This is a genomic window from Collinsella ureilytica, from assembly GCF_019795105.1.
Lineage (GTDB): Bacteria > Actinomycetota > Coriobacteriia > Coriobacteriales > Coriobacteriaceae > Collinsella > Collinsella ureilytica.
In genome coordinates this window covers 125216-139703 of sequence record NZ_JAIMFO010000006.1, presented here as the reverse complement: position 1 = coordinate 139703, position 14488 = coordinate 125216, and the positions used below count along the sequence as shown (strand labels likewise).

The window sequence follows — 14488 nt, the reverse complement described above, 5'->3', positions numbered from 1 at the left end:
TTAACAACACCTGTATGCCGCCGAGAAGGTGGCTTGTTGAACGAACGGTGGAGGTACCATGGCACGTATCGCCGAGTCCGCAAAGAGAATCGCTGAGGAGCACACGCGTGTGCCTCAGTGTTTCAGCTATCTTGCTGCAGCGGCTCTGACCGGTGCGCTCCTCTTGGGCTCACCCCTTCATGCAGTCTTTGCAGATGCGGGCGATCCAACAGTGAGATCGCAGTCTACAGAGCAGATGAGCTCAGCTCCTGAGGTTGTCCATATCAATGCGGTAACGGATCCTGCCATTCGCCGACAATCATTTAATGAGAGTTGGAAATTCAAACTTGGCGATCCATCTGGTGCAGAGGTGGCTACCTTTGATGACTCGTCGTGGTCTCAGGTTAACCTTCCACACGATTTTAGTATTGACCAGCCCTATACCCGCTCTGGTGAGGCGGAAAGTGCGTATAAACCCGGCGGCGTAGGCTGGTATCGCAAGACCTTTGAGGTATCAAAGGCGTTACAGGGCAAGCGCGTCTTTCTTGATTTTGATGGCGTGTATATGGACTCTACGGTTTGGGTGAACGGCCATGAGCTGGGCAATCATCCCTATGGATATAGTCCGTTTGCCTTTGATATTACCGATGAGGTTGTTTTTGGCGGCCAAAATACCGTGGCCGTGCGCGTGAATGCCCAGACGCCTTCGAGCCGTTGGTACTCCGGCGCAGGAATTGGGCGCGATGTGGATTTGGTTGTAACCGATCCGGTGCACGTTGAGCGCGATGGCGTGCGTGTTACCACGCCAAACCTTGCCAATGAGGCTCAAGGCTCTGTTGCTACCAAGCTTGCAACTTCTATTAGAAATGATGGCAAAGAGGCCGCTACGCTTCGTGTGGTGCAGACGATCTTTGCCAAGGGCGCAGACCCTGCAGCCCCTCTTGCAAGTGTTACCACCGAGCGCAACGTGGATGCTGGTGCCACCGATACCTTTGAAGCAACTGCGACTACAACTGCTGCTCCAGCGCTTTGGGATACCGAGCATCCCAACCTCTATATTGCGCGCACAACCATTGAGCGCGATGGCAAAACGATCGATACCTATGACACGACCTTTGGCTATCGCTTCTTTACTTTTGACGTCAATCGAGGCTTCTCGCTCAATGGACGCCCCGTAAAGATCAAAGGCGTATGCATGCACCACGATCAGGGTGCCTTAGGTTCAGTAGCTACACGCGATGCAATAGCACGCCAGGTGGCAATCCTCAAAGATATGGGTGCAAATTCGATTCGTACCTCGCATAACACCCCTTCTCGCCAGCTTGTCGAGATCTGCAATGAGGAGGGCATCCTCCTTGATCTGGAGTTCTTTGATGGCTGGGCGGCTCAAAAGAACGAGAACTCAAAAGATTACGCGCGCTTCTTTGGAAAGACCATTGGAAATTCGCGCCTCATCGGTGCTCGTTCAGAGGATACATGGGCAAAGTTTGATCTTGAGCAAACGGTAGGCCGCGATGCAAATTCTCCTGCCGTTATTATGTGGTCGCTCGGCAATGAAATGAACGAGGGTACAGTTTCTGGCGTGCCCAACTTTAATCAAGTTCAGAATAATCTGATTGCCTGGACGCGCGCCGCCGATCCAACGCGCCCGGTTACCACCGGAGACAATCGTTTTAAGCGCAATGGTTCGCTTGAGTACAATCCTGCGGCTCTTGCAGCAGCCGGTGGCGTGAATGGTTTTAACTATATTGATGGCGGCCAATATGAGCGGGCGCATCGCAATGCTGATTGGAAGATCATCGGCTCCGAAACCGCTTCGGCCATTAATAGCCGTGGTGTGTACCACACGCATGGTCAAGATAATGGCGTTCAGCAAATGACGTCGTATGACTATAGTTGCGTGAGCTGGGGTCACGTTGCCTCACAGGCCTGGTATGACGCGATTACTCGCGACTATGTAGCAGGCGAATATGTGTGGACGGGCTTTGATTATTTGGGCGAGCCGACGCCTTGGAATGGTACGACGCCGGGCGTACGTGGTCGCTGGCCGTCTCCGAAGAATTCGTATTTTGGCATCATCGATACTGCTGGCTTGCCGAAGGATTCCTTCTACCTGTATCAGAGCCAGTGGAACGATTCCAAGCACACCCTGCATATTCTGCCCGCATGGAACAGCAATGTAGTTAAGCGTGATGGGCGCGGCAATGTGGACGTCGTCGTGTATTCCGATGCTCCAACCGTCAAGCTCTTCTTTACACCGGCAGGCTCTACTGAGCGCAGAGAAATTGGGTCTAAGACCTTTACGCACAAAACAACACCGGACAATCACTTCACCTATCAGATTTATGAGGGACAAGGGGCTGACCGCGCACAGCACCGTAATCTCTATCTCACTTGGAAAGTTCCTTACGCGGATGGAACCATTACGGCTGAGGCCTACGATGAGCATGGCGATAAGATTGATACGTCTGACTGGGATGGACGTCAGTCGGTTACCACTGCAGGGCCTGCCGCCAAGCTGGTGGCAACGGTCAACCGCACGGGTATGAGTGCCAACGGAGTGGATCTGGCTTACGTCAGGGTGAGTGTGCAAGATGCTGCCGGTAATTTGGTGCCAAATGCCGACAATCGCATTGCGTTTGAGGTGAGGGGCGCAGGCTCTCTTGCTGGTATTGATAATGGCTGCTCGCCCGATCATCAGTCCTTCCGAGATGCTGATCGCAAAGCCTTCTCCGGTGAGCTGGTTGGCATTATTCAAGCTGGCACTGAGGCGGGAACCGCCACGGTAACGGTAAGCTCAGAAGGCCTTGCTCCGGCAACGGTAACCATTCCGGTTGCTGCGGTTGAAGGTTCTAGCTCTACCGCGCGCCGCGTTGATAGCCTCTTCTACTCTCGTCATATCTATGTAAAGACGGGCTCCAAGCTGAGCTTGCCTGAAAAGCTCGAGGTGCGCTATTCAGATGCTACGGTTGCTGACGAGACCGTTGCGTGGGATGCCTATGACGAGGAAGCGCTTGGTCATGCAGGTACCTTTACGGTGACCGGTACGGTTGCCGGTGTGCGTGCAAACATCTCGGTTACCGTCCTTGATGACATTGTGGCGCTCATGAATTATTCAGCCACAACGCCGGTTGGCCGTGAGCCCATTCTTCCCGATGCACGCCCTGCCATCCAAGCTAATGGCACGGTGCTACATGCAAGCTTCCCGGTGACGTGGGAGGATCCTGCAAAGGGTGCGTATGATCAGGAAGGAACGGTTGTTCTCAAGGGAACGGCTACGGTCTTTGGACGCGATCTTCCGCTGACGGCAACCATTCGTGTGCAGCGCGAGACGATCAGCATCGGATCAAATTTGGCTACCGTGTCCACGCCTTCGCAAGATATTCCTGAGGGCAAGCAAAACGATACCTTGTCTGCAGTTGTTGATGGGTCAACTGAGGTAAGCGCCAACGCTGGTGGCGGCATTAACCCCAGTGGCTGGACCAACTTCACGTGGTCTCAAGAGGGGCATACAAAGGCTGCCATTACGCTCAGATTTGCAACACAGCAGCGCATTGGCCAGGCTCGTGTGCACTTCTTTGTTGACACGTATTCTGCTCGTTTGCCCAAGCCGGGAACGACTGTGCTTGAGGTATCTGAAAATGGTCAGGACTGGACACCGCTTACCGTAAAAGAGACGGTAGGCAAAGCTGCTGGCCGCGTTACTCCGTATACCTATGAGTTCACGCCGGTATCGGCAACCTTTGTTCGCATAACGGTTACGAACTCCGATGAGGTGCTTTCAGGCCCCAAGCCTTGCACGGGCATTAGCGAGATCGAGCTCTTTGGTGTTATCGGCCGCTTTGATACGGGAGATGCAGCTGAGCTTTCTGCCCTGACTGTAAATGGTAAGAACGTTTCTGAGCAGGCGCTGAGTGCAGGCCACTTTGATACGCCGGCAATTATTGCAAACGTAGATGCCACAGGAAAAGACAATGCTGCGGTTACCGTGTTGCCCGCCCATGAGCAGGCAGTAAAGATCGTGCTTGAGTCTGAAGATCATATGGTTCGTGGTCTCTATACGATCAATTTGGGCACAGAGGCTGTGGTAACCCCAGACGATAGTTCTCGGGATTATCCGGTTGCAAAGATTACGGCAACCGCTGGTAGTGAGGTTGAGGATCGTCACGCTTCTGCAACTGAGGGCAAGATTGCTCTCGCCTTTGACGGTAAAGAAGAAACGCATTGGCACTCAACCTGGGCTCCCACCCCAGCTTCTGATCACTGGGTTGTTATGGAGTTGGCAGAGCCGACGGCCATCGATGGCCTGCGGTATCTGGCACGTCCTGGTTCCGCTTCTGCCAATGGCGTGGTAACTGAGGGTGTACTTGAGTACAGCACCGATGGCGTAGCGTGGCAGGCAGCTGCTCCGACAGCTGCGGGTGAGGCGGTAGCCCCAGTTCGTGCTCGCCGCAGTGCCGAGCGCACCTGGGTTGAGGCTGGACGGGCAACATGGCCGTCTCCGAGCGATTCGGGCTATGAGCGTGCATGGCGGCTGATTCAACTTGATCAGCCAGTAACGGCAAAGTACTTCCGCTTCCAGGGTCTTAACACCTACGCCGATGGCGGTCGAACTAATCAGTTCGTTAGCGCGTCTGAGATTCGTCTGCGTATGGCAAAGCAAACGACAGATATTTCTACGGCGACCCTTGAAGCCCCGAATGATCTGGGAGTCTTTGTGGTAGATGCTGAGCACCCAGCAACCTTTGATCCCTCCAAGGTGAGTGTGAGCTTGGGAGACAAGAAGCTCGCCTATGGTATTGACTATGTCTTGGAGTACGAAGGCAATACGGATGCGGGCGAGGCAACGCTTCGTGCACGCGGTATTGATGAGTATGCTGGCCAGACCAGTGCCCATACTTTTACGGTTCAAATTGTGAAGCCCGAGGTTGAGGGCATTTCGGTAGCTACTATGCCAACAAAGCATGTGTATCAGGTGGCCGAAAAGCTTGATCCTGCAGGTCTGGTGCTTACGCTTGCGATGAGCGATGCATCGAGTGCACAGGTGGTATACGACGATACAACAAAGGCTGATGTGAGCTTTGAGCCATCACTGGATACTGCCTTTGCAACTGCTGGATCTCAAGATATTCGGGTGAGCTATAAGGGTCATACGGCGACCTTTACCGTAACGGTGCTTCCCAAAGACAATGGCGGTACCGATAACGGTGGCACTGATACTGGAGGTACGGGTAACAGCGGTACCAACAACGGTGGCACTGGCAATGGCGGCACCGGTGGGTCAACAGGCAATACGGGAACCGGCCAAGGTACAGGCACGGGTACCAATGGCGGTACGGGTAACACCGGCCAAGGTGCTGGCCAAGGTGGCGATCAAGGTAGCGGCCAAGGTAAGCAGCGCCAGAATCGTAAGCACCATCACCTGCCACGCACTGGCGATATTGCTGGGCTTGCGGGTCTTGCCGGGCTTGCAGGTGCTGGAGCAATTCTCGTAGCGGTTGGCGGCAAGAAGCGCTCTCGCTAAAGCAGTCAGCTCTACAACGAAGATAGGGGACGTCCCAGCGGCGTCCCCTTTTTCATATCGATCAAATGGGTGTTTGAAATTCTATAAAACGGTAGCCTATGAGGTGTCTCTTTTTCGATAGAATGGGTGGTGAAATAGTATGGGCTTTGCGATAGGAGGTCGAGCCGTGCGCTCCTCAACACATAAACTAACCAGCCCTGCTTCGCTTGCCTTTCGGATTGCTGTCACCGTATGCTTTTTTGCTACCTTCTATATCCGGGCTACGTGTCAGTATGTTGGCTATGATGTGGGATTTACTGACTATGGCTTGCGCCTTGAAGGCCTATGGCTTGATGACTATTTGTTATATGGCAGCATTATCGCACTGCTTCTTTACGGAACATGGAGAGAGCGCGTGCCTGTCCGCGCTCTTATTATGCAAGTAATTGCTGTGGGAGCAATGTTTTTCGACGACCCTTACAGCTTGATTGGCTGGTGGTATCCCGGGTACCCAAAGAACTATATTGATAATTCCAGCTTAATGATTACCGAGTATACGCAGCCTGCTTTTTGGGCGGTACGGGCAATCGAGCTCGGTATTATCGTAGCTTGTATCATTCGTTGCTTGGTAGTGCGGCAGCGTCAGTACCGTGGTGCTCACGCTGCGTAAGTTTTGAGCAGCCTGTACATCGGCTGTATGCGTGATCTTTTGTGTGCTCGACCAGGGTGCCGGGCTCGGACGGTTGTGAGATGCAAGCAGCCTGCTTTGCGTGGATGGGCTCCGTGCGGACATGGGATAGCCTGCTTAGGCAGGCTATCTATTTCATCACTTAGAAAATCTTATATGAAGTCACTTAGATTCTGATTAAAACGCTCAAGAACGGCAACAAGAGCCTTGACTGTATGACGCTGCCCCGTAGGGCGGCAGCCGCGAGACCTCGAGCGGCATGTGGGAAAGGTAAGGCCTATGAGAATCGATAAGCTGGCCATGACTGCGCGTCAGGCTTTACAAACAGCAATTGGAATTGCGGGAGACGCCAAGGCGGGCGCGGTTGAGCCAATTCACCTGCTTCTCGCACTCTTTGAAGCAGAGGAGCGCAATATCTCCGTCATCATTGAGCGGATTGGCGCTGATCCCCGTCGTTTGGCAGCTGATGCAAAAGAAGCCATAGGCCGGGCTCCGCAGGTGGAGGGTGCCCAAATCGGCCTTTCAAATGAGCTGACGCGGGTGCTTGAGCGTGCAGAGCGCCGAGCCTCTGAAATGGAAGATAGCTTTGTGGTGACCGAGCACCTGCTGATGGCCTTGGCCGAAGATAAAGGGGTTGCTGGGCGCATCTTGGCGGATGCAGGTGTTACGCGCGTGCGAATTGAGGAAACCTATCGAGAGCTGCGTGGGGACGACCGCGTTACCAGTGAGGATAGTCAGCTGCAATTTGAGGCACTCAAGCAGTATGGCCGCGATATTTGTGAGCTTGCTCGTGCGGGCAAATTGGATCCGGTGATTGGCCGCTCAGACGAAATTCGTCGAACGATCCAAGTGCTCTCGCGCCGTACGAAAAACAACCCGGTTCTCATTGGTGAGCCTGGTGTAGGAAAGACCGCCATTGTAGAAGGCATTGCTCAGCGAATTGTTGCTGGAGATGTGCCAAGCACCCTGCGTGATCGCGACCTCATTGAGCTGGATATGAGCGCGCTCGTGGCAGGAGCAAAATATCGCGGTGAGTTTGAGGATCGCCTTAAAGCGGTGCTCAAAGAGGTTGAGCAGGCGGCAGGTCGCGTCATTCTTTTCATTGATGAGCTGCACACGATTGTGGGAGCCGGAGCTACTGAGGGCTCGATGGATGCGGGCAATATCTTAAAGCCCGCCCTTGCGCGTGGTGACCTACATGCCATTGGCGCTACCACCTTGGACGAGTATCGAAAATATATTGAGAAAGACGCAGCGCTTGCCCGGCGCTTTCAAACCGTGCTGGTTTCTGAGCCGAGCGTCGAAGACACCATCTCAATTCTGCGTGGTCTCAAAGAAAAATATGAGATCTTCCATGGCGTGCATATTGTAGACGGAGCGTTAGTTGCTGCGGCAGACCTCTCTGATCGCTATATTGCTGATCGCTTCTTGCCGGACAAGGCCATCGACTTGGTAGATGAGGCGGCAAGTCGGCTGCGCATGGAGCTCGATTCCATGCCTGCAGAGATTGATGCCTTAACGCGCCAGCTCACGCAGCTGCAAATTGAAGAGCAAGCGCTCATGAAAGAGACCGATGAGGCTTCTGCTGAGCGGCTCGACGTGCTCCGCCAAGAGATTGTCTCCTTGCAAGAGGAACTTGATGTTGAGAAGGCAGGCTGGCTCAATCAGAAGAATGCGATCGACCGCGTGCGCGAGCTCAAAGGTAAGCTCGATGATGCTCGCGGAGAGCTTGACCGGGTTACGCGTGAGGGAAATCTTGAGCGCGCCGGAGAGCTGCGCTATTCGGTAATTCCTGGTCTTGAACGCGATATTGCAACAGGTGAGCAAGAGCTGGCAGAGCGATCGGCAGCTGGTGAGGGAGGCTTAAACGAGCAGGTCACCACAGAAGAAATTGCACAGGTGGTAAGTGCTTGGACAGGCGTGCCCGTGTCCAAGATGATGCAGGGCGAGCTTGATAAGTTAAAGCATCTTGAAGAGGTGCTGCACCGCCGGGTTATTGGTCAAGATGAGGCCGTGCGAGCGGTCGCGGCGGCAGTGCGTCGTTCTCGTGCAGGCCTGTCTGATCCCGATCGGCCTATTGGCAGTTTCTTCTTCCTCGGTCCTACCGGCGTGGGTAAAACCGAGCTTGCTCGAGCACTTGCAGAGAGCCTGTTTGACGATGAGCGGGCGCTCGTGCGAATTGACATGTCTGAGTACATGGAAAAGTTCAGCGTGCAGCGCCTTATTGGTGCCCCTCCGGGATATGTGGGCTACGACGAAGGTGGGCAGCTCACCGAGGCTGTGCGCCGTCGCCCCTATTCGGTCATTCTCTTTGATGAGATGGAAAAGGCTCATCCGGACGTGTTCAATGTCTTGCTTCAAGTCCTCGATGACGGTCGGCTTACCGATGGCCAAGGTAGGCAGGTCAGCTTTAAGAACACGATTATTATCATGACCTCAAATGTGGGATCGCAGATTATTGCTGAGCTTGCAGGTGTGGATGAAGAGGAGATGCATCGTCAAGTTGATGACCTGATGGCGCGCACCTTTAGACCTGAGTTTTTGAACCGTATTGATGAGATTGTGACCTTCCATCCGCTTGCCATGGCGCAGATCGAAAAGATCGTGGATATCCAGCTTGATGATGTACGACTCCGCCTTGCGAAGGATCGCATGACACTTGAGGTAACGCCGGCAGCCAAGCAGATGCTTGCAGTTGGTGGTCTCGATCCTGTCTTTGGCGCACGTCCGCTTAAGCGCCTGATCCAGCGTGAGGTGGTTGACGCAATTGCGAGCGCCATTATTGAGGGGCGAGTTTCTGAAGGCGACCACATTACCTTAGGCGTTGCTACCAATGGTACCTTCACGGTAGATGTGGCTCCGCAGGCTGACTATGACGTGCCCGAGGAAGCATAAGGTCTTGTGAGCCTCATGCTCAGCGCCTGCTTAGGCATGAAGGATTGTAAGGGGATCGAAGCAGGGTAGTTGCGTGAGCCGGACGTTCACGGTGTGAGTGTCATGCACCGTTGAGCGTCCGGCTCTCAGCGTCGTTCGAATACGTCTCTAAATCAATCAGGTAGTCGGCGGTACAGTTGAGAAACTCTGCATCATGGGACACGATCAGGATGAGACTATCTTTTCGTGAGTACTTTTTAATCAGTGTTGAAATGCGCATCATGTTGCCGTAATCCATGCCGCTTGTAGGCTCATCTAAACAGATGAGATCATGGTTTGTTGCAAATGCAGCTCCTATGGCAACGCGCTGTTTTTCTCCACCTGAAAGGCTCATAGGATGGCGATCTTTGAGCTCTAAGATTCCTAAGGTGGTTAAGATCTCATTGAGTTCATCATCGGAGAGCTTATGTTCGAGGTTGATTTCTTGCGCAACTGAATCGGTAAATAGCTGGTGATTGACATCTTGAAACACCGAACTGCTGCGTTTGATGCGCTCCTGTTTATTCACTCGTCTTCCGTCAACACTCACGACGTCATGCGTTGTTTTTTCAAGCCCTAATAGTGCCCGCACAAAGCTCGATTTTCCAATGCCGTTTCTACCTATGATTCCGTAGATTGAGCCTCTGCACAGCTGAAGATTTGATACAGAAAGCGTCTGCTTTGGGTAGGAGTTCTGAGAACGCATCATCCAGTCAAAGGGCTTTTTTTGAGCAGAAGAAAACTCTATGGTGAGCTCATCGATCTTCCACTGACCTTCATGAGGTGCCGCGCTCAAAGTAAGAGGCTCTCGCTTGGATCCGCGCAAGCCTCGTGCATGCAGATCCTGTTTCGATAGTGCGCAAAATTCATCGCGCGTATAACGCTGTGCAATCTTTCCGTCTTGCACTACATATACGGTATCTACTACATCCATAACGTAGTAGAGCCGGTGCTCTGCAATGATGAGAGTAACGCCTTGGCGCTTCAGTTCCAGAAGCATCGTTTCAAGCACATCAATTGATGCGGCATCTAAATTAGAGGAAGGCTCATCTAAAATAAGCGTCTGAACACCCGAGATATATGCTGCCGCCACGCATAAAATCTGCTTTTCTCCACCTGATAGCTCAAAAATTGAGCGGCCAAGTAAATGCTGAATGGGAAATACCTCAAGCAGATGCTTGAGTCTTTTTTGCATTTCGTTTAACGGAGTGCCCAGATTTTCTAGATGAAAGAGCAATTCCATAGTGGTATCAACATTGAAGAAGTGCGTCTTTGGATTTTGAAATACGTTTGCAAGAAGCGCGGCTACTTCGTAGAGCTTGAGTTCCGTTATGGGCTTGCCACAAAGTACTATCTCTCCTGTATGAGTGCAACCATCGTAGGCAAAAGCAAGACCATTGATGGAGTTAATAAGCGTTGACTTTCCTGATCCACTTGCGCCTGCAAGCAATACGACCTCACCTGGAGCCACGGTAAGATTTACATCGTGTAGTCGGGTTTTATCGTTTTGGTAGGTCACGGACGCATTACGGATAACTACAGGTGCGGTGTTTTCTAACGCGTTTGATCTGCTACAGGCTGCACTTGCTTCAGGTACTACAGGTTTTAGTGCAGCTCCGGCTTTCTGCTCATCTACCATATCCATCCTCCGATCATGAGCAGAGCGGAAAGCCCTCCAAATCCAGCATCGACCAGACCTAAAGTAGCCGAAACATATCGAGTTTTTTCTACAGGATTTTCAATGCCTTTTGTCTCAGCGGCCTTTGCAATATCGTCGGCAATGTTTGATGAGATGATAAGAAGTGGCACTGAAACGTACTCAAGATACTGTAGGGGATTAAGAAGGTTTATACCTCGAATGTTCATAGCTCGGCGCACGTGTTTGCGCTCTTCGCTAAATGCAGGAAAGTATCGAAACATAATGGCCACAGGAATGCTTACTGCAAGGGGAGCATGGATCTTATCAAGCGAGCTTAAAACACCACCAACATCTGCTGTTTTAACAAAAAATACGCCAGCAAAGAGCGGAAGATAAAACATGTTTGCCATGAGCAAGACACCAATAGGAATTTGCAGCACTACAGGAAGGGCGCTTGCCGTATCTAAGCTGGGGAGAGCCGAGGTAATTCCATAGCCCACAATACCCTTAAGAGCCGTTGCTGTGTGGTTATTCAGCACCAGAAAAAGCGCAATAAGGAGTGCCATGCCCCACGAACTTATCTGATTGAGCGGGTGCATAATGTTAAACCCCAATGCTATGACCACTGCAAGTTTGACCAATGCATTGGGGTTCAGCCCATGACTAAAACGTATAGGTTCCACTACACAACACCTGCTTTTTCAAAGTGCTTTTTAAGCATTGCTTTGCCAAGGAATGCACCTGCGATGCCTCCCAAAAAGGCACCAAGTGCAACGAGTGCCATGCTGGGATACGTGATGAGCTTTTCAAGTGCGTTCAAGTAGTCGGGACCCATCATGGTGGCAACCATTTCCATATACCGCTCTTTTACAAGAAGTATTTGGCTGAGGGACGAACAAGTCCATAAAGAAAAGAACGCATATGAAAGCATATTACACTTGAAAGACTTGTAGTCTCCCATGCGCCGAATAAACTCTGCTATGAGCATAACGATTAACGAGATGAGCGGCACAATAAAGGTATACCCCATTGCAAATGTAGCCAGAGGGACGATCATGCCTAAGATGAGCAGAGCCCATGGTTTTTGAACCTTTGCCATAAACAGCATGATTACAACGCCGCCAACAATGGCGCAAACCGTTGGCCATACTAAGTAGAGGATGGGAACAAACCCCATGCATCCGGTAACAAACATCACCACAGAATAGACGACCGCAAAAATACCAATGGTAACCAGGTCTTTTACGGTCAAGTTCTTTTCTCTCACTGCCGCCTCCTTGTAGCCTCTGCATTGCACTGGTATATACGCTGCATCTGCTCTATCAAGCGCGACTCAATTCATATACACGCGTACATCCCGTACAGTCATGCCGCCTAACTATCTGTCCCGAGCTGCATATAGTTAAACACAGGTAACTCTTTATTAGAGTAGCGTTCTGATTTGAAAGATTCAATAAGAAGTTGTGCGCAGTTTTGTATGAAACGGGGGAGGCCTTATTGCTCAGGTTGTGCTGTAGGCTGTCTTGGGCGGATACTGAGGAATGCTTACTTGTAAGGTTGTGCTGCAGGAAGGCAAGGGCGGATAATCGCCGTGGTAAGGAGGCGCGATGACGAGGCAGATCCAAGGACATCCGTACGCAGATGAGCTCGGCGCTCAAGTACCGACTGCTGGCTCATATGTCGACTGTGGTGTTGATTCACAAGCGAGCAAGCTGCCCAAGAAAAGCGATCAGAAGCGCACGCCCGTGAAGCAGAAGAAGCTTGTAGAGCCGACCGATCCGTATATTCGAGCAGAGGCCGAAGACGACGATGGGTATGACCCCTATTCTGATCGTCGTCCAGAACCCGAGCCCTTATTTGAGGCAGATCCCTGGCGATAGGCGCGCTGAGAACTGGCGCAAGCGCTCCGTCACGCCTGTGAGCATGGAACCGCTGCGGACGTTTTGTCGTGGCTTTGAACACGGATCTGGTGCAGTCGCTGCGCTAAGGCCTTGAGTGCAGCAATCATGAACGCCGGGCAGAGCAATGTCGCGCTAAGAAAGTCGTGGTTTGAAGCGCGTGTATCATGCTCCGTGCACCGTCTACAGCGTAATTTCTCCCTTAACGCGCTTGTCCAAGATGGCCGCTGCAATGCTCAAGATAAACAGCAGTGTCCCGAGCCCCATGAGATTGATATTCATGATGAAGGCACTTTCTGCCAGGGTATCTTGTACGTGTGCCAGGATGCAGATACCAGTTGTGCACGCACCAGAGATGGCACCGAGTATGGCAATCAATCCATGCGAGCCAAGTGAGCGTGGCCGGTTTGCTCCACGGATTCCTAAAACCGAGGCCATAGTGCACAAGAGGCCAGCTGCGAGCGTAACAACACCGCTGCCAAGGCTCAGCTGTACGCTTGCTCCGTTTGTAGATGCAGTAAGGCTGGCATGCGAGCTGCCGTCACTGAGCACTCCCACAAAGACGAGTACGCCGAGGACGATGAGGGCAACGCCTAAGGGGAATTGAATGAGGCTCACGATTTTGAGCAGCTTGCGATTCTGAGACATCAGGCCTCCTTGGGATGTACGGGGCGCGGGTTGCTTGTGTGTATGATACCCATCAGTTTGCTTGCTGCCCAGACGTTCCCTTAGTCTGGAGATGCTTCATGGATCCGTACAGATCAGTGAGGCGAGAGAAATCCTCCTCATCAAAGAAAGCACAGCTGCGCGATCCAAATACCTTTGTAACTTCGAGCGCAAAGCGAGCAGCGAGCTCGACATCTTGGGCATGTGAGGCTCCCGTGGCGCAGCCTGCTACCATCTGCTCGGTGGTAATTGCCACGCCAACCACTGGAGCGGTCGTGGCAGTTGCAGGCTGCAAGATGCTATTCAGGTGATAGAGGTTGTTTCCATAGGGGGTAATGTCTTGCTGCGAGAGCGCAAAGACTGCGGGCATCTTGCCGGTTACGCGCGTTTGAATATCGAGTAAGTCTGGAGCTACGGGCAAGATCCAGCCCTGGCGCACGGTGGGCGATATGGCAATGCCGTTTTGATTAATTATGCGATTCCCCTTGGTGGTATCGATGGAGAGGATTGCCTCCATACGCGGATCAACCTCCATCCGATTCATGGCATCCATATCAATGGGGGAATCCATGAACGGAACCGGATCGTGCGGAAGCGTAGGAGCATCCGGGCAGATATGAGTTGCCACAATAACGTCTCCCGGCAATACATCGCCTTGTTTGTGCATCTCAGCGAGCTTGAGTGCGCAGGTAAGCGCTGCAATTGCTCCATCGCCATCAGAGACGGCACCAATCATTTCTGGTCGAGCACCGAGCCCTCCGAGTCGTCCAATTACGCCAAGCGTGGGCGCATCTCCGCCCGATATGCGGCCGTTTGCACCGGGAATACAGATCTTGATGCAATCGGTTGAGCCCCTGCCATTTCCAACACTTCGCACAACAACATCTGAGGCACCGCGCGAGCGGATGAGATCGGCTACAGCATCTCCTGTTGCATGAGGGGTATCAATCAGGTCATAGATTTCAAGCAGTTGTCGTAAGAGCATGGGCTCTCCTTTCAGTCGCGCCACGGCAGTTTTCGCAGGTATTCAAGGGAGTAGCAGTTGTATAACTCTATACACAAAAGCGAATGTAGACCCCAGAATGCCTTGAGTATGCAAATCGACATCCATAGTGTTTCACAGCTATGAAAACATCCTGATGAAACTTTAACAGAGAAAAGTACCCGATATACTGAACAACGAACGAGGTGCTTTTTTGAGC

9 protein-coding genes are annotated in these 14488 nt (G+C 52.2%); 4 read left to right on the top strand and 5 right to left on the bottom strand.

Annotated features, from left to right (window positions below; genetic code table 11):
* The first annotated feature begins 58 nt into the window (after nt 1-58).
* The 3 genes from K6V98_RS04925 to clpB all read left to right on the top strand — a co-directional run bounded on the left by K6V98_RS04925 (nt 59) and on the right by clpB (nt 9065).
* Nucleotides 59-5503, top strand: coding sequence for a glycoside hydrolase family 2 TIM barrel-domain containing protein (locus tag K6V98_RS04925; RefSeq protein ID WP_222199415.1), 5445 nt, complete (start codon nt 59-61; stop codon nt 5501-5503).
* A 166-nt stretch (nt 5504-5669) separates the two neighbouring features.
* Entirely contained in the window at nt 5670-6152 is a 483-nt protein-coding gene (locus K6V98_RS04920) for a hypothetical protein (RefSeq protein ID WP_222199414.1), read from the top strand.
* A gap of 297 nt (nt 6153-6449) precedes the next feature.
* Nucleotides 6450-9065 (top strand): ATP-dependent chaperone ClpB, encoded by a 2616-nt coding sequence (clpB, locus tag K6V98_RS04915; RefSeq protein ID WP_222199413.1) that lies wholly within the window; start codon nt 6450-6452, stop codon nt 9063-9065.
* Between the two features lie 100 nt (nt 9066-9165).
* Here clpB and K6V98_RS04910 read toward each other — a convergent pair whose 3' ends face one another.
* From K6V98_RS04910 to K6V98_RS04900, 3 genes are read right to left on the bottom strand one after another with little or no spacing between them, the layout of a single operon-like run.
* Nucleotides 9166-10722, bottom strand: coding sequence for an ABC transporter ATP-binding protein (locus tag K6V98_RS04910; protein WP_222199412.1), 1557 nt, complete (start codon nt 10720-10722; stop codon nt 9166-9168).
* A complete protein-coding gene (locus K6V98_RS04905; RefSeq protein ID WP_222199411.1) occupies nt 10716-11405 on the bottom strand; it encodes an energy-coupling factor transporter transmembrane component T family protein in 690 nt (229 codons plus the stop codon). The genes K6V98_RS04910 and K6V98_RS04905 overlap by 7 nt, the downstream gene beginning before the upstream one ends.
* On the bottom strand, nt 11405-11989 hold the full coding sequence (locus K6V98_RS04900; protein ID WP_222199410.1) for an MptD family putative ECF transporter S component: 585 nt from the start codon (nt 11987-11989) through the stop codon (nt 11405-11407). The genes K6V98_RS04905 and K6V98_RS04900 overlap by 1 nt, the downstream gene beginning before the upstream one ends.
* A 340-nt stretch (nt 11990-12329) precedes the next feature.
* Between K6V98_RS04900 and K6V98_RS04895 the strand changes: the two genes are divergently transcribed.
* The gene (locus tag K6V98_RS04895; protein WP_222199600.1) at nt 12330-12602 is read left to right on the top strand and encodes a hypothetical protein; all 273 of its coding nucleotides are present in this window, start codon (nt 12330-12332) and stop codon (nt 12600-12602) included.
* A 201-nt stretch (nt 12603-12803) separates the two neighbouring features.
* Here the strand turns inward: K6V98_RS04895 and K6V98_RS04890 are convergent, their stop codons facing one another.
* Together K6V98_RS04890 and K6V98_RS04885 are read right to left on the bottom strand one after the other, a co-directional pair.
* Entirely contained in the window at nt 12804-13268 is a 465-nt protein-coding gene (locus K6V98_RS04890) for a hypothetical protein (protein WP_222199409.1), read from the bottom strand.
* Nucleotides 13269-13320: 52 nt separating this feature from the next.
* Nucleotides 13321-14271 (bottom strand): DUF1177 domain-containing protein, encoded by a 951-nt coding sequence (locus tag K6V98_RS04885; RefSeq protein WP_222199408.1) that lies wholly within the window; start codon nt 14269-14271, stop codon nt 13321-13323.
* Nucleotides 14272-14488 lie beyond the last annotated feature (217 nt).